This is a genomic window from Maritimibacter alexandrii, from assembly GCF_005871115.1.
In the GTDB taxonomy this organism is placed as follows: domain Bacteria; phylum Pseudomonadota; class Alphaproteobacteria; order Rhodobacterales; family Rhodobacteraceae; genus Maritimibacter; species Maritimibacter alkaliphilus.
This window is the reverse complement of record NZ_SWKQ01000015.1, coordinates 48,739-66,246: the sequence shown is the minus strand read 5'-3', so window position 1 is coordinate 66,246 and position 17,508 is coordinate 48,739. Positions and strand designations below refer to the sequence as shown.

At 61.0% G+C, this 17,508-nt stretch carries 20 protein-coding genes; 17 read left to right on the top strand and 3 right to left on the bottom strand.

Annotation, left to right across the window (positions count from 1 at the left end):
* Nucleotides 1-110: 110 nt before the first annotated feature.
* Nucleotides 111-722, bottom strand: a complete 612-nt coding sequence (locus tag FCT00_RS18980) for an acyltransferase (protein ID WP_138424258.1) — start codon at nt 720-722, stop codon at nt 111-113.
* Nucleotides 723-975: 253 nt separating this feature from the next.
* Between FCT00_RS18980 and FCT00_RS18975 the strand changes: the two genes are divergently transcribed.
* The 11 genes from FCT00_RS18975 to FCT00_RS18925 all read left to right on the top strand — a co-directional run bounded on the left by FCT00_RS18975 (nt 976) and on the right by FCT00_RS18925 (nt 12,356).
* Nucleotides 976-2,160, top strand: coding sequence for a lipid-transfer protein (locus FCT00_RS18975; protein ID WP_138424257.1), 1,185 nt, complete (start codon nt 976-978; stop codon nt 2,158-2,160).
* A gap of 24 nt (nt 2,161-2,184) precedes the next feature.
* Nucleotides 2,185-3,015, top strand: coding sequence for an SDR family NAD(P)-dependent oxidoreductase (locus FCT00_RS18970; RefSeq protein ID WP_027264429.1), 831 nt, complete (start codon nt 2,185-2,187; stop codon nt 3,013-3,015).
* Nucleotides 3,016-3,194: 179 nt separating this feature from the next.
* Nucleotides 3,195-3,824, top strand: a complete 630-nt coding sequence (locus FCT00_RS18965; protein WP_057817049.1) for a TetR/AcrR family transcriptional regulator — start codon at nt 3,195-3,197, stop codon at nt 3,822-3,824.
* A gap of 4 nt (nt 3,825-3,828) precedes the next feature.
* Nucleotides 3,829-5,427, top strand: a complete 1,599-nt coding sequence (locus tag FCT00_RS18960; protein ID WP_138424256.1) for an acyl-CoA carboxylase subunit beta — start codon at nt 3,829-3,831, stop codon at nt 5,425-5,427.
* Nucleotides 5,428-5,436: 9 nt separating this feature from the next.
* On the top strand, nt 5,437-6,231 hold the full coding sequence (locus tag FCT00_RS18955) for a crotonase/enoyl-CoA hydratase family protein (RefSeq protein WP_138424255.1): 795 nt from the start codon (nt 5,437-5,439) through the stop codon (nt 6,229-6,231).
* Nucleotides 6,216-8,231, top strand: a complete 2,016-nt coding sequence (locus tag FCT00_RS18950) for an acetyl/propionyl/methylcrotonyl-CoA carboxylase subunit alpha (RefSeq protein WP_138424254.1) — start codon at nt 6,216-6,218, stop codon at nt 8,229-8,231. Before FCT00_RS18955 ends, FCT00_RS18950 begins: the two co-directional genes overlap by 16 nt.
* On the top strand, nt 8,228-9,394 hold the full coding sequence (locus tag FCT00_RS18945) for an acyl-CoA dehydrogenase family protein (RefSeq protein WP_138424253.1): 1,167 nt from the start codon (nt 8,228-8,230) through the stop codon (nt 9,392-9,394). Before FCT00_RS18950 ends, FCT00_RS18945 begins: the two co-directional genes overlap by 4 nt.
* A gap of 48 nt (nt 9,395-9,442) precedes the next feature.
* Entirely contained in the window at nt 9,443-10,009 is a 567-nt protein-coding gene (locus FCT00_RS18940; RefSeq protein ID WP_043753595.1) for a biotin transporter BioY, read from the top strand.
* Nucleotides 10,010-10,195: 186 nt separating this feature from the next.
* Entirely contained in the window at nt 10,196-11,029 is an 834-nt protein-coding gene (locus tag FCT00_RS18935; protein WP_235889198.1) for an MBL fold metallo-hydrolase, read from the top strand.
* Nucleotides 11,030-11,246: 217 nt separating this feature from the next.
* Nucleotides 11,247-11,483 carry a hypothetical protein gene (locus tag FCT00_RS18930; protein ID WP_138424252.1) on the top strand — a complete coding sequence of 79 codons (237 nt, stop codon included), beginning with the start codon at nt 11,247-11,249 and terminating at the stop codon, nt 11,481-11,483.
* A 126-nt stretch (nt 11,484-11,609) separates the two neighbouring features.
* Nucleotides 11,610-12,356, top strand: coding sequence for a hypothetical protein (locus FCT00_RS18925; protein WP_171043048.1), 747 nt, complete (start codon nt 11,610-11,612; stop codon nt 12,354-12,356).
* A 141-nt stretch (nt 12,357-12,497) separates the two neighbouring features.
* On the opposite strand, the gene FCT00_RS18920 is transcribed toward FCT00_RS18925, so the two are convergent.
* Both FCT00_RS18920 and FCT00_RS18915 read right to left on the bottom strand, forming a co-directional pair.
* Nucleotides 12,498-12,755: a helix-turn-helix domain-containing protein gene (locus FCT00_RS18920; protein WP_017467344.1), complete on the bottom strand. Its 258-nt coding sequence runs from the start codon at nt 12,753-12,755 to the stop codon at nt 12,498-12,500.
* A 156-nt stretch (nt 12,756-12,911) separates the two neighbouring features.
* A complete protein-coding gene (locus FCT00_RS18915; RefSeq protein WP_017467345.1) occupies nt 12,912-13,232 on the bottom strand; it encodes a hypothetical protein in 321 nt (106 codons plus the stop codon).
* A gap of 144 nt (nt 13,233-13,376) precedes the next feature.
* On the opposite strand from FCT00_RS18915, the gene FCT00_RS18910 reads away from it, so the two are divergent.
* Genes FCT00_RS18910 through FCT00_RS21540 form a run of 6 tightly spaced genes read left to right on the top strand, consistent with a single transcriptional unit; the run spans nt 13,377 to nt 17,504 of the window.
* Nucleotides 13,377-13,733, top strand: coding sequence for a hypothetical protein (locus FCT00_RS18910; protein WP_028093938.1), 357 nt, complete (start codon nt 13,377-13,379; stop codon nt 13,731-13,733).
* A 43-nt stretch (nt 13,734-13,776) separates the two neighbouring features.
* Nucleotides 13,777-14,397 carry a lytic transglycosylase domain-containing protein gene (locus tag FCT00_RS18905; RefSeq protein WP_071974361.1) on the top strand — a complete coding sequence of 207 codons (621 nt, stop codon included), beginning with the start codon at nt 13,777-13,779 and terminating at the stop codon, nt 14,395-14,397.
* Entirely contained in the window at nt 14,394-14,684 is a 291-nt protein-coding gene (locus FCT00_RS18900) for a TrbC/VirB2 family protein (RefSeq protein WP_071974362.1), read from the top strand. The genes FCT00_RS18905 and FCT00_RS18900 overlap by 4 nt, the downstream gene beginning before the upstream one ends.
* A gap of 12 nt (nt 14,685-14,696) precedes the next feature.
* The gene (locus tag FCT00_RS18895; RefSeq protein ID WP_121066923.1) at nt 14,697-14,975 is read left to right on the top strand and encodes a type IV secretion system protein VirB3; all 279 of its coding nucleotides are present in this window, start codon (nt 14,697-14,699) and stop codon (nt 14,973-14,975) included.
* A complete protein-coding gene (locus FCT00_RS18890) occupies nt 14,965-17,340 on the top strand; it encodes a VirB4 family type IV secretion/conjugal transfer ATPase (protein ID WP_088626513.1) in 2,376 nt (791 codons plus the stop codon). Before FCT00_RS18895 ends, FCT00_RS18890 begins: the two co-directional genes overlap by 11 nt.
* Nucleotides 17,337-17,504: a hypothetical protein gene (locus FCT00_RS21540; RefSeq protein ID WP_171043047.1), complete on the top strand. Its 168-nt coding sequence runs from the start codon at nt 17,337-17,339 to the stop codon at nt 17,502-17,504. Before FCT00_RS18890 ends, FCT00_RS21540 begins: the two co-directional genes overlap by 4 nt.
* Nucleotides 17,505-17,508: the final 4 nt, after the last annotated feature.

The following is a 17,508-nucleotide window of genomic DNA, read 5'->3' as shown; positions in this document are numbered from 1 at the left end:
GGCTTGAGGGACGGCACACCGGGTCGGGGGGTGCCGTTCCGCGTCAAGGCGCTTGCATCTGGCGCTTTCGGAATCTGAAGTAGTCCTGACCGGTCCGGTTCCCGGACAGGTCAGGACGATGTCCGCCGCGCCTCCTGAATGGAGACGACGTCAGAGGCCGCCATGCCGGGCCGGTCTGCCTCGACCGCCTTCAGCGGCTCGACCGGCCTCAATCCGGCCAGACAATCGCGCGCAAGTTGCTGGTATTCCGCGGTGCCGCGCGTTTTCCACGCGATTTCTTTCTCGCTGACCTCGCGGATCACCTTTGCCGGCGATCCCACCACCATCGAACGCGGCGGAATCACGGTTTCGCCACGCACAAACGCCTGCGCGCCGACAATCGATTCCGCCCCAAGCTCTACACCATCCATAATGACGGAATTCATTCCGACCAGAGCGTTCCGGCCCACTGTGCAACCGTGCAGGATCGCGCCATGGCCGATGTGGCCGTCGCTGTCCACCACGGCGTCGCGGCCGGGAAAGGAATGGATGATGCAATTGTCCTGAACATTGGCTCCATCCCCGATCACGATCCTGCCGAAATCGCCCCGCAAGCTTGCTCCGGGGCCGATGTAGCATCCATGACCCAAGATGACATTTCCGATCAGAACGGCCTGGGGGTGGACATATGTACCCTCGGGCACGACGGGTATAAAACCCTTTAACTCATAACAGTATGCCATTCCGACCACCTTTCGTAAGCTGAGTGCTAAACGCTTGTCAGCGGTTGCGCCGGGACCAGAATCCCTCAATTGTGCCGCCGATCAGGGCGTGTGGCCCGAAAACAAACACAAGTTAGAAAATAGCGCAAGCTCCCTACGTCACAGCTTGGCGATATTGACACTTCCCAAGGTTGGGATTTAAAATCTAACAAATGGTAGAAAATAGGCTGGCGGACCGATTAGGGTGGCCTGACCGAACTAGGGAGAGAGAGAAATGACAGACAAAGCCTATGTTGCAGGCGTTGGGATGGTCCCGTTCCAGAAGCCGGGAAAATCCGAAAGCTACGATGTGATGGCGACCGCTGCGACCCGGTCCGCTCTGGCAGACGCGGGGTTGGATTATGATAAAGTCCAACAGGCCTATGTGGGCTATGTCTATGGCGACAGCACCTGCGGTCAGCGCGCCTTGTACCATGTCGGAATGACAGGCATCCCGGTTCTGAATGTGAACAACAACTGCTCGACCGGATCGTCCGCCCTGTTCCTGGCCAGGCAGGCAGTTGAAAGCGGCGCGGTCGAATGTGCTCTGGCACTTGGGTTCGAACAGATGCAGCCTGGCGCAATCGGTGCGATGTTCCATGACCGGGTCAGCCCGTTTGCGGCATTCGACAATGAAACCGACGAACTGGTTGGCAGTGCCGAGATCCCGCTGGCGCTGCGGTACTTCGGCGGTGCGGGCAAGGCGCATATGGACGAGTTCGGCACCCCCCTAGAAACCTTCGCAAAAATCCGCGCCAAGGCCAGCCGACATGCTGCGAAGAATCCGGTTGCCCTGTTCCGGCAGGAGGTGACGGCGGAAGACGTCATGGCCGCCCAGGTCGTCTGGCCCGGCGTCATGACCAAGCTCATGGCCTGTCCGCCAACCTGTGGCGCGGCCGCCGCGATCATTTGTTCCAAGGAATTCGCCGACAAGCACGGACTGGACAGTTCGGTTCGGATCGCGGCGCAGGCCATGACGACGGACGGCCCGGAAACTTTCGAAGCCCATGACATGCGCGAAGTGGTCGGCTTTTCGATGGCCAAGCGCGCCGCCGATCAGGTTTACGAGGACGCGGGCATCGGGCCCGAGGACGTGGATGTGGTCGAACTGCACGACTGTTTCGCCCACAACGAGCTTATCACCTATGAGGCGCTTGGCCTTTGCGGTCGCGGCGAAGCGGCGAAATTCGTTGATGATGGCGACAACACCTACGGCGGAAAATACGTGACCAACCCGTCGGGCGGTCTTTTGTCCAAAGGCCATCCGCTTGGGGCGACCGGCCTAGCGCAATGTACCGAGCTCGTTCAGCAGCTTCGCGGCCAGGCAGATGCGCGCCAGGTTGATGGCGCACGTCTGGCGCTTCAGCACAATCTGGGCCTCGGCGGGGCCTGCGTCACCACGCTTTATGAAAAAGCCTGATAGCGCCTTTCGGGAGGAATCAATATGACTGGAAAACTCGACGGGCGCGTGGCGCTGGTCTCGGGCTCGGGCCGGGGCATTGGCCGCGAAATCGCTCTCAAACTGGCCTCGGAAGGGGCCCGGCTGGTGATCAACGATCTGGATGCGGATCCGGCCAATGAAACCGCCGAGGCGGTGCGCGCAATGGGAGCTGAGGCCGTGGTCTGTGCCGGCAGCGTTACCGAAGACGGTTTTGCCGAACGGTTCATCAAGACCGGCGTGGACAGCTTTGGCGGGTTAGACATCATCGTGAACAACGCAGGCTACACTTGGGATAGCGTCGTTCAGAAGATGTCCGACGAACAGTGGCAGGCGATCATCGACGTCCACCTGACGGCACCTTTCAAGATCCTGCGCGCTGCCCAGCCGGTGATCAGCGCCAAGGCCAAGGAAGAGGCCGCCGCCGGGCAAGAGGTGTTCCGCAAGGTAGTCAACATCTCGTCCATCGCAGGGACCGGCGGCAATGCTGGCCAGATCAACTATTCCGCCGCTAAGGCCGGTATCCTAGGGGTCACCCGGACGATGGCCAAGGAATGGGGCCGCTATAAGGTCAACGTCAACGCCGTCGCCTTCGGCCCGATTCGCACCCGCTTGACCGAAGGCAGCGCGGATGGCGACAGCACGATCAAGGTCGAAGAAAAAGAGATCAAGGTCGGCGTGAATCCCGATCTCCTGTCCCAGATGGAGCGCATGATCCCGCTGGGCCGGGTCGGCACTCCGGAAGAAGCTGCCGGTGCCGTCTATCTGTTCTGTGCGCCGGAATCGAACTTCATTTCAGGCCAGCACGTCATCTGCGGTGGCGGTTTCGTGATCTAAGGCAGTTGCTCGGACCCGATGACGTGGTCCGGGCAAGCACATTAATGTCTGGGCGGCCTCTTGGCGGTCGCCAATGCGGAATTTTCCGCAAACTCTAGTCTGGCACGATCACGACGATTGACTCACTTGAGTTATTAACCTAACAGGCGTTAGTTAGGCGTTGGGGGATACGAAAGTCTATGGCACAAAACACGGCAATCAAAGTCAACGAGACATCGCGCAGCGCGGTTGGACGGGACGGGGTGCTGGACATTGCCGCGCGGCTTTTCCGCGAACAAGGCTACGGGTCCGTTTCGCTCCGAAAAATTGCCGAGGCCGCCGGGATCAAGGCGGGTAGCATATACTATCATTTCGGTTCCAAGGACGAGATCGTCGCGGCCGTTCTTGATGCAGGGATTCGAGTCGTTCACGCGAGCATGAGAGACGCCATCACCGACCTGCGGGCCGATACCGACGGCGAAACGGTACTGCGCGCCGCGATCCGGGCGCATCTGCGCGCACTTCTTGATGTGAGCGATTATACATCGGCGAATGTGCGTATTTTCGGGCAGGTGCCGCAATCCGTCCGGGATGCCAACTTGCCTACGCGAAGGGCCTATGAGGCAGAGTGGGACAGTCTTCTGTCCCAGCTTAAGAAAGACGGCACGCTGAAGCAAGACGTCGATATCCGTCGCCTGCGCCTGATGCTGATCGGTACATTGAACGCCACGCTCGATTGGTTCGACCCGGACCGCGGTAGCGCCGATGCGTTGTCACGCACCTATGCCGATGTGTTCCTCAACGGGATACTCCAAAGACAGGATACCTGACTTCATGGCACGTCTTGAAACAGCGGTGCCGACCGCATCAGAGACCTACACCCGCAACCACGCCGCACTAAGCGAGCGCGTCGAAACGCTGCGCGCGCGGATCGCCGAAGCAACGGCTGGCGGCCGCCCCGATATGGTCGCGCGGCATCGCAAGCGCAGCAAGCTGTTGGTCCGCGAACGGATCGACCTGCTGGTGGATCCGGGCACTGCGTTTCTTGAGCTGTCGTCGCTTGCCGCCTACGGTCAATACGGGGGCGAGGTGCCCGGTGCGGGGATCGTGACCGGTATCGGGATCGTCCACGGGCTGCCCTGCGTTGTGATCGCCAACGATGCGACAGTGAAGGGTGGGTCTTTCTATCACGAAACCGTGCAGAAACACATCCGCGCCCAGGAAATCGCAGCCGAGAACCGGCTGCCCTGCCTCTATCTGGTGGATTGCGGCGGTGCCTATCTGCCAGAGCAGGACCGGGTTTTCCCCGATGCCCGCCATTTCGGCAATTCCTTTTATCGTCAAACCAACATGTCCGCGAGCGGCCTGCCGCAGATCTCGGCGGTCTTTGGAGGCTGCACGGCCGGTGGGGCCTATATCCCGGCCCTGTCGGACGAAGTCATCATGGTACGCGGCAACGCACGCATCCATCTGGGCGGCCCCTCGATCGTCAAGGTGGCGATCAACGAAGAGGTTGATGGAGAAACATTGGGGGGGGCCGAGATGCATTCGCGCGTCTCCGGTGTGTCTGACCATCTGGCCGAGGACGAGTATCATGCGCTTGCTCTGATGCGCGACATCGTATCCGAACTGGGCCTGTCGCGCCCGATGGGTCCCGATGCAACCTGCGCGCCGCCGGCGCGCAACCCAGAGGAACTGCTTGGCGTCATCAGCGCCGATCGCAAACAGCCCTATGACATGCGCGAGGTTCTGCTGCGCATGATCGACGCCGGCGAATTCCGCGAATTCAAGCCCGGATGGGGTGAGACGCTGGTCTGCGGCACCGCGCGGATTCACGGCTATCGAGTGGGCATTCTCGCAAATAATGGGGCGCTTGTGTCCGACAGTTCGCTCAAGGGCGCGCAATTCGTGTCGATGTGCGATCAACGCAACATCCCGCTTTTGTTCCTCCACAACATCTCGGGCTTCATGGTCGGCACCGAAGCCGAGCGCGGCGGCATTGCCAAAGACAGCGCCAAGCTGGTCTATGCCATGTCGGTTGCCAAGGTGCCGCGCCTGTCGGTCCTCTTGGGCGGCTCATACGGGGCAGGCAACTACGGCATGTGCGGACGTGGTTTCGCCCCGAATTTTCTCTTCGCCTGGCCCACGGCGGAACTGGCCACCATGTCTGCCGACATCGCCACAAATGTGATGCTGGAACTGCGCCGCCAGAAAGGGGGCGACCCGGGCAAGATGGAGGCCGACATGAAGCTAATCGAGGAGCAGGTTCGGGCCCAGTACGGTGAACAGTCCGATCCCTATTATGCCACCTCGCGGCTTTGGGATGACGGGCTGATCGAACCCGCGCAAACCCGCGATATCCTTGGCCTGTGTCTGGCCATCGTGACATCGGTGCCCGAAGCCGGTCGCCATACGCCTGTATTCAGAATGTGAGGCTTCAAGTTGACCAATACCTACAACACGATCCTTATCGAAACCGATGCGCGTGGCGTCGCCAGGCTGACGCTCAACCGCCCCGACAAACACAATGCGCTGAATGGCGAATTGATCGCAGAGCTATACGATGCCGCCGAAAAGCTGGCTGCAGATGACGATGTGCGTATTGTGGTCCTGACCGGCGCGGGCAAGAGCTTCTGCGCGGGCGGCGATTTCAACTGGTTCGCCTCTAATGTCGAGAAAACCCGTAGTGAAAGGGTCGCACAAAGCGCCACGCTGGCGCGGCTGTTGCGCCGCCTTGACACGCTGCCCAAGCCCTTGATCGGGCGGATCAACGGCCCGGCCTACGGTGGCGGTGTCGGCATGATCTCCGTCTGCGACTACACCATCGGCGCCGAAGGCGCGCGCTTCGGTCTGACCGAGGTCAAACTGGGCCTTCTGCCCGCGAATATATCGCCTTATGTGGTGGCCCGCATCGGCAAGGTGCATTCGCGTGAAACCATGCTGTCGGGGGCGTTGTTCGACACGGCCCGCGCCGAGCGGATCGGTCTGTTGACCGAGGTTGTCGCGCCGGGCGACTTGGACGCCACGGTGAACCGGGTGGTGCATGATCACCTTCAGGCCGCGCCGGGTGCCGTGGCCGATACCAAGGCGCTGATCGCCTATGTCGCGTCCCACGATCTGGAGACCAACATGATCTACACCGCCGACCGGCTGGCCGATGCGTGGGAGACGGAGGAAGGTATCGAAGGCATCAACAGCTTCATCAACAAGGGCGTTCCGTCATGGCGGGTGAAATGAGCTTCACCCGCGTTCTGATCGCCAACCGGGGCGAGATTGCCCGGCGCATCCAGCGGGGGTGCCGCAAACTGGGGCTGGAAAGCGTAGCGGTGTTTTCGGACGCGGACCGCGACGCGCCCTTCGTGGCCGAGGCCGATCATGCCGTCTGCATCGGTGGGGCCGCCCCGTCAGACAGTTATTTGAACGTCGAGGCCATCCTTGAGGCCGCGCGGGCGACGGGCGCGGGTGCGGTGCACCCGGGATATGGTTTTCTGTCTGAGAATGCCGGTTTCGCGGCGGCGGTCGAGGCGGCGGGCCTTGTGTTCATCGGGCCGGAACCCGACGCTATCGCGCGGATGGGCTCCAAGATCGAGGCCAAGGCTGCCGCCGAAGCCGCAGGCGTGCCCGTCCTGCCCGGCTATCGCGGCGAGGATCAGTCCGACGCGCGCCTGCTACAAGAGGCCGAGGCGCTTGGCACCCCCTTTCTGGTCAAGGCCAGCGCCGGCGGCGGCGGACGCGGGATGCGGCTTGTCTCCGATCTGGGCGACGCACCCGAAGCGATTGCATCTGCCCGGGCCGAAGCGCAGAGCGCCTTCGGCGATCCGGCGGTGTTCCTCGAACGCTATGCGCCCCGTGCCCGCCACGTCGAAGTGCAGGTTCTGGGCGACACTCACGGCACCGTGCTGCATCTGGGCGACCGCGATTGTTCGCTGCAACGCAACCACCAAAAGCTGATCGAAGAAGCCCCCGCCGCCGATCTTCCCGAGGCTGTGCGCGACCGCATGCGTGCGGCAGCGGTGCGGTTGGCGCAGGCGATCGGCTATCGCTCCGCCGGAACGGTGGAATACCTCTATGACCCCGGGCGCGGTGAATACTACTTTCTGGAAATGAATACCCGGTTGCAGGTGGAACACCCCGTGACCGAGGCGATCACCGGCATCGATCTGGTCGAATGGCAGTTGCGCATCGCGCGGGGCGAGCCGCTGGCGCTGACGCAAGGCGATGTGCAGTTTGACGGGCACGCCATTGAAATCCGCATCGCCGCCGAAAACCCGGCCGAGAATTTTCACCCCGAAACGGGCGAGATCACCCTTTGGGCGCCGCCTGCGGATGTGCGGCTGGACACTGGGGTAGAGTGCGGTTCGGTCGTCGGCCACCACTACGATTCCATGATTGCCAAGCTGATCGTCCACGCGCCGGATCGGACCGGGGCGATCCGCCGGGCGATCACCGCGATCGATGCTTTTGCCGTCGGCGGCGTCGGCCTGAACCTGGCCTATCAACGCGCGTTACTGGCACACCCGGATTTTGCGGCGTTCCGTCACCATACCTCGGGCCTGCCCGAGATGTTTCCAGGCGGCTGGACTGAACCGTCCGCTGATCCCCGGGACATGGCCTTTGCCGCGATGGCGCTGCATCTGCGTCTCGTGCCGGCGGGCGCGTCGCCCTGGGAAAGCCTAGGGTCATGGCGACTCACAGCCCCTGCGGGACAGTCCGGCGCGGCCTTCTATTGGGACACAACCAAAGACGAACCGATCCGCATGTACGGCTCCGGGTCGGGGTTGACTGCCATTCAACCGGACGGCCAGACCATCACGGTCGAGAGTGCCGCTTTAACAGGATGCCGTCTGAGCGGACGCATCGACGGGGTTCCGTTTTCGCGCATCGCTTACGTCGTGCGCGCGCCGAGTCACTGGCGAGTGCACCTGCAAACCCCTGCTGGAATGACCGCGACAGACCTGCGTACGCTGGAAGACCAGCATCTGCAACGTGCCACCGGCGGGTCTGGCGTCGCTGACCTGTTGTCCGCACCCATGCCCGGCGCCGTGGCCGAGGTGCGCGTCGCACTCGGCGACCGCGTCAAAGCCGGTGACACGCTGGTGGTGCTTGAGGCCATGAAGCTGTTGCAAAGCCTGCCCGCGCCGGTCGCGGGCGTGGTGACTGAAATCTATTGTGCACCCGGCGATACGGTCGCCGGGCACGCCCCACTTATCAAACTCGATCCAGAGGAAAACACATGACCAGACAAGACAGCATTACTCAGGTCACCGGCCCGTTCAACGAAGACCTCGAGATGATCCGCAACCAGTTGCGCCGGTTCATTGAAGCCGAGGTGACCGCCAAGGCCGAGCCTTGGGAGGAGGAGGGCAAGGTACCCCGCGACGTGCTGCGCCGAATGGGTGATCTCGGCGTGCTGGGGATGCGCTATGACGAACAGTATGGCGGCGCGGGGCTGGACGTGATGTCCAGCGTGGTTTTGGCCGAAGAGGTCGGGCGATCCACTTTCGGCGGGTTCTCGGCCACCGTTCTGGTCCACACCGACATGGCCTCGCCGCATCTGGAAAACGCCGGCACGCCCGAACAGAAGGCGCGCTGGATGCCGTCGATCGTCTCGGGCGAAATGATCACCGCCGTTGCTGTGACCGAACCGGGCGCGGGCTCGGACGTGGCGGGCATGCGCTCCCGCGCGGTGCGGGACGGGTCGGATTGGGTGCTGAACGGCACCAAGATGTTCATCACCAACGGCGTGCATGGCGATCTCTACTTTGTCGGTGCCAAGACCGATCCCGATGCCAAGGGGTCGCGCGGGACCACCATATTTGCGGTCGAAAAAGGCACGCCGGGCTTTTCGGTCGGACGGGCGTTGAACAAGACCGGCTGGCTGTGCTCGGACACTGCCGAACTGATCTTCGAAGATGTCCGTATCCCGGCCGAAAACGTCTTGGGCGAGGTCAACCGCGGTTTCTATTCGGTAATGAAGAACTTCCAGAACGAACGCATTGTGCTGGGTGCGATGGCCTGTGCCGAAGCGCAAACCGCGCTGGACATGACCGTGGATTATGTCAAGCAGCGCAGGGCCTTTGGCGGCGTTCTGTGGGACAAGCAGGCCGTGCGCCAACGGCTGGCCGACTGTCAGACGCGGATCGCTGCAGGACGTCAGCTGGTCTATCACGCCGCCGGTCTGGATGCCGCGGGCGGTGACTGCGTGAAAGAGGTCTCGATGGTCAAAGCCTATTGCGGCGAACTGGTGAACAGCGTGCTTTATGACTGCGTCCAGTTTCACGGCGGTATGGGTTATATGCGCGAAACACCGGTGGAACGCATGTCACGCGATGCCCGTGTGCAGGCCATCGGCGGCGGGGCGAGCGAAGTCATGTTGGAAGAAGTCGCCAAGCGCATGTGAGCTTACTATCCAAAAAATTAACAATCTACAGAAACAAGGACGAAAAAGATGAATCTGGAAACCACTCAAAGCCAAACACTCGCAAAACTTACCCAAGAGATCTCGATAATTCTCGTCGGCACAATTCTTCTGACACTATCCGCCAAAATCGTGGTGCCGTTCTACCCGGTTCCCATGTCTACACAAACCCTGGTTGTCTTGGGTCTGGGCCTTTTCCTGGGGCCGGTGCGCAGTAGTCTTGTTGTTGTGACATACCTTTTTGAAGGTCTGCTTGGCCTGCCGGTCTTCGCAGGCACGCCTCCGGCTCTGGCCGGACCGGCGTATATTGCGGGTCCCACAGGCGGATACTTGGTAGGCTTCGCACTTGCGGCGGCCGCCGCCGGGTGGATTGTTCAAGCACTGCAAGGACTTCGGCCTGCGTTCAGAGCATCTGTCGCGGTCTTTTTGGGTTCGATAGTCATGTATTGCGCAGGGCTGCTCTGGTTGGGTGGCTTTGTCGGATATGGCGAAAAGTTGCTGAACGCCGGTCTTTACCCGTTCCTTCTCGGGGATCTGACGAAGGCGACAATTGCTGTAGTTCTGTATACTGCTTACCATAATCGCCGCGCTGTGTGACTGCCAGCCCAAAACTGTATCAGACTGTTTCAGTCTCATACGGGCCTGGTCCAATGTGAGTTGAAATAGTCCGATGCCGGATTTGACAGGCATCGGACGCCAGCCTGAGGTTTCCGGCGCCATGCGAGAGCAATGCGCAAAACTGTGCGAACCAAATTGTTCGCAATCAATACCTGGTCGCACACAATGAAAAGAAGCAGCATGTTTTTCTCAGAGCCGGAGCCTTGCCGCGCGAAGGGAGTTGAATTGGGCCCTGGAATTCTGAGGATCGTCGCGAACAATCCCGGAAAGATGACCTACCACGGGACAAATAGCTACATCATTGATACGCCTGATGGTCGGTTCATAATCGACCCCGGCCCAGCAGAAGACAGTACACATTTCGAGGCAATCATCGAGAATTTGGGGGCCAAACCATCCGGGATTCTGCTCACACACCACCATTCTGATCATTTTGGAGTCGTCCCAGCCCTGCGAGCACGGACAGACGCACCTGTTTATGCCTCACGGGCATTCCCTGACGATGCATTTCGACCTGACCGGTTTCTGGAGGACGGACAGGTCATTGCCGGTCTTACCGTCCTGCACACACCTGGTCACGCGAGCGACCACCTTTGTTTCGCGAGACCTGACGGAGTGCTCTTCACGGGCGACCACGTTATGAGTTGGAACAGTTCGATCGTCAGCCCCCCTGACGGAAACATGCACGACTACTGCGCACAGCTACAGCGGCTGATTGAGCGCGATGATAGGATCTACTTTCCGGGGCACGGACCTATACTCCGGGATCCGCAACCTTACGTCAAACGGTTGCTTTCCAACCGCATGCGTCGCGAGGCGGAGATCCTCGCCCACCTCTTAAACACCCCGGATTCGGTCCAGAATATCGCCGCTTCCGTCTACCAGAAAACCGACCCACATATCGCAATGGCCGCAGGACGAAACGTTGCGGCGCATCTGGAGAAGCTGTTGTCTGAGTCGCGGGTGGTACAAGATGGCGGGGTCTGGAAATTAACATAAGAGTTATTATGCGCCAAATAGTTGAAATGAAATCCACATATTTTCAATAGGTTTCGCCCTCTACCACCTCCCTGTGGGCGAACCTCTGGCGGCACCGACGCGGTCGGTGTCGCCCCTTTTTAACGAGCCAGGAATAAGTTCGACCGAGATCAGATCACGGGAACGTCCCAGCCGAATAGGACTGAAGAACCGAAGCAGAAAAGGCGAACAAGAACCAGTGAGTATCGACAAGGAAGAAGCGGCTCCGGTCGCTCGACTCATCCGCAGTCCCGAAGGCCGAACTGTTGGCTGGGTCTATCAATGGAACACATCAGAGCTGTCCATACTTTGGCTCGGCGCCGAGCGCGCAGCCGACCAAATCGATCCACCTCTTAGCAAGGAAATGCTCGCTGCCGCGAAGGCAGTAACCCACGATGCGGTCACAGATCTCCTTGAAAGGTTGTCACGCAGGTGATCGATCTCACCAGATCTGCCCTAAACCGGAAACGGCGAGAAACAAATTCCGCAACATTGACATTCCTACAATAGTATACTATTGTTTCACACAACATACGCATATCAGCCGACTGAGAACCTCGTCATGCGCAGTTTCCTTCGACATTTTACTTTTGGAACGATTGTGAGCGCGGCTTCCCTCTTCGGCGCCTCGACCAAGGCGTCGGCACAGACCTACCCGATCGATTGCGCCATCCTGCTCTGCCTCTCCGGCGGCTGGCCGGCATCAGAGCCCTGCTCAAGGGCGCGTGCAGAGTTCATCCGTCGGATCACGCCGTGGCCTGTCGAGCCTCCGCTGCAGATCTGGCGTTGCCCCATGGGGGCCTCCTTCGAACCTATAGACGGCACCGGCCGTACTCCGCATGTCTTCGACGTCCTCTTCTCCAACGCTTCTCCCCTGCCCCAGACTCTTGCGGAATCTGACCCCGAGAAATCTGGCGCCCTCTTGCCTGCCGCCGTGCGGTCGAAAGGCGTCGACCCTCTACCGCATCCTGACGGGTTCGCATTTCATCTGATCCAGGACCGAGCAGACATCGACATCAGCGGACCAGAGTTCAATTTCGTCCGGTCGATCCGTGTCTATGATGTGCGCTACGCGCGCCAACACGAATCCCGTGACAGTGACTGCAGCCGCAGCGAAACCGTCCTTCTCGGTTCCTATGGAACCCAGGGCGATTTTTCCTGGTCTCGCTCGTCCGTCGCGACGTTGCCCGAGGCCCATGTCGGCTTGGAACGTTGGGGCGATCATTGTCCCTCCATCTATCACCGCTCGGTCTTCGTCGACTGGCGAGACTACGAGGGCAATTACGGGTTCGAGCAGGTGAACTACTAAGACGTTTTTCTCTCCACCAAACCTGTATTAGAGACAGTGCAGCGCAGCGCCCCATAACAATCCATTGTTATCATTTCTCTTCCGCCCCACCGGGACTCGATCTCGTCATACCATCCGAGAAGACGAGCCCATCACCTCGCCCTAAATACGGTGATCGAGTTCTGTCGCCGCCTCGGCCGCTGCCAGTAGCATAACCGCATCGATCTGCAGAGCACGCGCGAGCACGATCAACTCAACTACGTCGACCCTGCGCTCTCCGCTCTCGAGACGGGCGACGAAGGACTGGTGGCATCTGAGACGCAAAGCGAGCTCGGCCTGCGTTAACCCAGCCGCCTTCCGCGCCGCAATCAAAGCGTCGCGGAGTGCCTCATGTCCCGAACTCCTGATCGTTTTCGCCACGTGTCACAAACCTCTTGTGACAGGGCTAATCTACTTTATAGATTATCTAAAAAGTGGATAATGGGCGTTTAGGTGATGATAGAGACTCCGAATTGCACGCCGCCGATACGGCCGGATGTCACTAGGCGGCGACCCTTTGGAAAGGTCGCGGTCACATCACTCGTCCACCAGCTCCAGGAAGCGACCGTAGTCCTGGCTCACCTCGCGCGCCTCTTCGAACGCACGGGCGCGCTCCTCCTCCAAGCACCGAAAGTAGCTCTGGATGTCCCGGATGTAGAGTTCAAAGTCGCTGCGGATGAGATCTGCATAGTCCCGCGCGGCCTCGGAATCGCTCGGCACGAAGGGCCTGGGCGGCGGCAAACAGGACGCGGCGAAGGCGTGGCCCGGCAGGCACGTGACCAGAAGTATAGCTTGTGCCACGGTCGATGCGCACAACCTGAGGGCGTCCAACCCCCTTATTTTCTTGATCAAATGCATGGGAACCGTCTATTCGTTAGTTGAGCAAGAATCCGCTTGTCGCATCAAAAGTTTATCTTGTGCGTCAATACTATATGATCGTATGACTTGGTTTCAACACCTGAAACCTGGTCATTCGCCCTATTGGAGAACGTGATCCGGGTGATGGACCTAGAAAAAGAAGCCCCGAATGTGGTCACCGAACCCAGATTCCGCGATCTGGTCGCCAGCGGCTATCGCGTCGAAGTTGTCTGCAAAGAGGACGCCTTCAAGAAAGGCCCCAACTGGCATGGGGTCTGGATCATGCGCGCTGTCAGCGACGATGGGATCGAGAAACTTCTGGTCACGGCCCGGACCCGAACCTCGCGCAACGACATCAAGATCCGCGAGATCAAGACCGTCACCGGGGTCATCTCCTTCCTGCAAGGGATCGGTTTCTCGCACGCCGACGTGCCTCTGGAAGAGGGCAAGCGGACGGTTCACAAACTCTCCAGCGAAGAGATGGCTGCCAGCCGGGCTTAGCGCCCTTTTCCTTTCCTACCTGGGCCTCCCGGCATCGGCAGACATGGTCCTGGTGATGGCGGGGGACGGTTCTCTTTCGCCGTCGCGCGCCCAGGAGCGGTTCGCGCGCAACTACAATGACGGGGTTGGCGTTGGCTCGACCTCAGAAGGGTTGCGCATCTTGGGCGAGGAGCGCCGCACTGAGCGACGTGAAGGGGTGCGCGTCGCGGCGATGATCCCTCGCGCGCTCACACCACGCCCGGATATCCTCGCCGCGATCGAGGAGACCGGACTGCGCTATGCGAGCCACCCTGGGCTCCGTGCAGCCGATATCACCGTCACGGACTGGCTCCACCTCTATCGCGCCAATATCGAGATCGAGAGTGCGTACAATCCGCACGCCGTCTCCCATGTCGGGGCGGTCGGGCTCGGGCAGTTGATGCCCGATACAGCCCGCGCTCTTGCCGTCGACCCCCATGATTGGAAACAGAACCTCGACGGCTCCGCGCGTTACCTCGCCCTGATGTTGGCCGAGTTTGGCGACGCGCGCCTCGCGCTCGCCGCCTACAATGCCGGACCCGACGCCGTGCGCGAGCATTCCGGCATTCCACCGTTTCGAGAAACCCAAAACCACGTCCAGCGGGTGCTGGCCGTCTTCAACCGGCTGGAAGGAGCGTCCCCATGAAGCCATTGACGAACCCCCTGATCACCCTTGCCGCTCTCCTCATCGTTGCGGCAGAACCGGCCCTGGCCCAGAGCATCGACCTCTCACCGATTCAGAGCTTATTACAGGGCATCGTGGACGCGCTGACCGGACCGCTTGGCGTCGTCATCGCCACCCTCGCGGTCCTCGGAGTGTTCCTCAGCTGGTTCTTCAACATCATCGATCTGCGCCAAGCCCTCTGGGTGCTGGTGGGCATCGCGGGTGTTGCGGCCGCGCCGACCATCGTTGCCGCCGTCTTCGGGTCGTGAGAGGAGGCGAACGTGGCCGAACGATCGCCGCTCTTTCTGGGCCTCGTACGCCCGCCCAAGCTCCTCGGCCTGCCGATCATGTATGCCATGATCTGGCTCTTCGGGTCGGTGCTGCTCTTCGTGTGGGTGCAGCACCTGGTTGTCCTGGGCATCGCGGCGGTTCTCTATCCGGTTCTCTGGAAAGCGGCGGATTGGGACCCGCGGTTCATCGACGTGATGATGACGTCTCTGCAGGAGACCCCACCGACGCGGAACCGGTCCATCCACGGGGGCGACAGCTATGCGCCATAGTGAAGCCCTGGGCGAGACCGTCGATGAACGCACCCTCATGCCGGATTGGTATGCGCGCGAGAAGCGCCTCGCGCATATGCTGCCCTATGTCAGTCTCGTGGACGACCACACGGTCCGCACGCGTGCCAACGAGCTCTTCCAATGCATCCGCCTGAGCGGGGTGAACAGCTACACCACGGACGATACCTATCTCGACAAGGTGACGGCGCTCTTCGCCCGGATCATCGCGCAGCTCGGGCCGGAGTTCAGCTACTACGTGCACAAGGTCTCGAAGTCGATCACCCCGGACCTGCTCCCGGTCCGGGGCGACGGCTTCGCGGCGGCGGTGGATGATGCCTGGCGCGCAAAGCTCGCCTCGGCCGGTCTCCGGGACAAGACCCTCACACTCACCATCATCCACCGCCCGCCGCCCAGAAGCTTCCTCGGCTTCGTGAACCGATCTGCGCCGGAGCGGTTTAGGGAAGAGACTGCGAAACGGATCCGTCGTCTCAAGGAGGCGGTCGGCGTCTTCACCTCCGGCCTCGCCGAACTCAAGCCCCGCATCCTTTCAGCAGCCTCTGGCGAGCTTGTCGGTTTTCTCGGCGCGCTCAACACGGGCCGCGAACTGCCGCTCTATCCCGCAAACCGCTACGGGTTCCTCGCCTATAACGTCGCCAACACCCGGGTCACGTTTCTCGAGGATCATTTCGAGCTATCGGACGGCGTTGTCGGCCACCGCTTCGGCAAGAGCTTCACCATCGGCGAATATGCCGAAGGCACGACCTGCACCATGTTCGACATGCTGAACCTGCCGGTCGACATGATCGTCACCCATTCCTTCACGCCGATCAATTCGAACCTGATGGCAGGCCGGATAAAGCGCCAGAAGCGCCAGATGCAAGCCTCCCAGGATGCCGCGCTTTCACTCCTCGAAGCGCTCGACATCGCCCATGATGATCTCGAAGCCAAGCGCCAGAGCTTCGGCGCGCACCACATGGTCGTGACCGTTTTCTGTGACAGTCTCGACGAGCTGCAGACCCTCGGAGCCGAGATCGTGAACGCCGCCGCCGCCGAGGGCGTGAAGATGATCGGCGAGCGGATGGCGGCCAAGTCGCATTATTTCAGCCAGCATCCGGGCAACCAGCCGAAACGGGTCCGCGCCAGCGCTGTCACCAACCGCAACTTTGCGGATTTCGCGGCACTTCATCGCACGCAGCTCGGCAAGGAGAAACACCAACTGCCCTGGGGCCAGGAGATCACGCTCTTTCCGACGCCGGAACAGAGCGCCTACCGGTTTTCCTATCACGAGCAAGGCTCGCCGGAGAAGGAGCCCACTGGCGGACATACTCTCATTCTCGGCCGACCCGGTTCCGGCAAATCCGTCCTCTCGGCCTTCCTCATGACGCAAGCCCGCCGGGTCGGCGCGCGCATCTTCGTCTTTGATTATCGGCTCGGGATGGAGATGGCCGTCCGCGCCAATGGCGGGCGCTACGCCTCGATCAAGGCGGGACAGGCGACAGGCCTCAACCCGCTCTGGACCGAGATTGATGAGCGCGGCACGGCATGGCTCTCGGATTGGCTCGCCTCGCTTCTTTATCGCTCGGATAAACCCCTGACCCCGGCCCAGACCAACCGCATCCAGGAGGTCGTTCGCCAGAACGCCACTGCCGGTAACCCCGCTCTTCGGAACTGGAAGGATTTCGCCTCGCTCTTTGTCTCGACCGACGACAGTGGCGACCTGCACCAACGCCTTCTCGAATGGACTGAGGACGGCCGCTACGGCTGGATCTTCGGCCAGAGCTTTGAGGACACCTTCTCCCTCGATGGCGATGTCGTGGGGTTTGACCTGACCGGCATTCTCGACAGCGAGAGCGAGAAGGAGCGCATGGCGGTGCTCTCCTATCTTTTCCGCCGCATCGAGCGGGAGATCGAGGACCGTCGCCCCACCATCATCGTGATCGACGAGGCCTGGAAGGCGCTCGACAACCCGTACTTTGCCGAACGGCTCTCGAACTGGCTGGTGACCGCCCGGAAGCAGAACACGGTCGCGGTGATGATGACGCAATATGCGAGCCAGTTAGAGCGCACGCGCACCGGCAAGACCATCGTCGAGGCGGTGCCGACCCAGATCCTGCTCCCCAACATCCGCGCTCATGCCTCGGATTACGCGATGCTGAACCTCTTCGAGAAGGAACTCGACGTGCTCCTGAACACCGGCAGCGACAGCCGTCTCGCCCTCATCCGCGACGACAGCGGCTCCGTGGTGGTCGATGCCGACCTCTCCGCCCTCGGCCCCCTCCTCACCATCCTCGGCGGCATGGAGAAGGGCGAGGCTCTCGTCGGCCCCGGCTACCGCGACAGACCTGATTTCTGGAGGCTCTCATGATCCGACCCCTCATCCTCCTCGCCGCGCTCGGCGTTCTCTCGTCCTGCGCCGAATATCGCGAACCCCAGGCCAACTGCTTCGCCTTCCGCGCCTCGCTCGACCGCGCCGAGCCGGATTGCATCTTCACACCCATCGGAAACCCGGAGGACAGCGTTGAGGTCTAGGGTC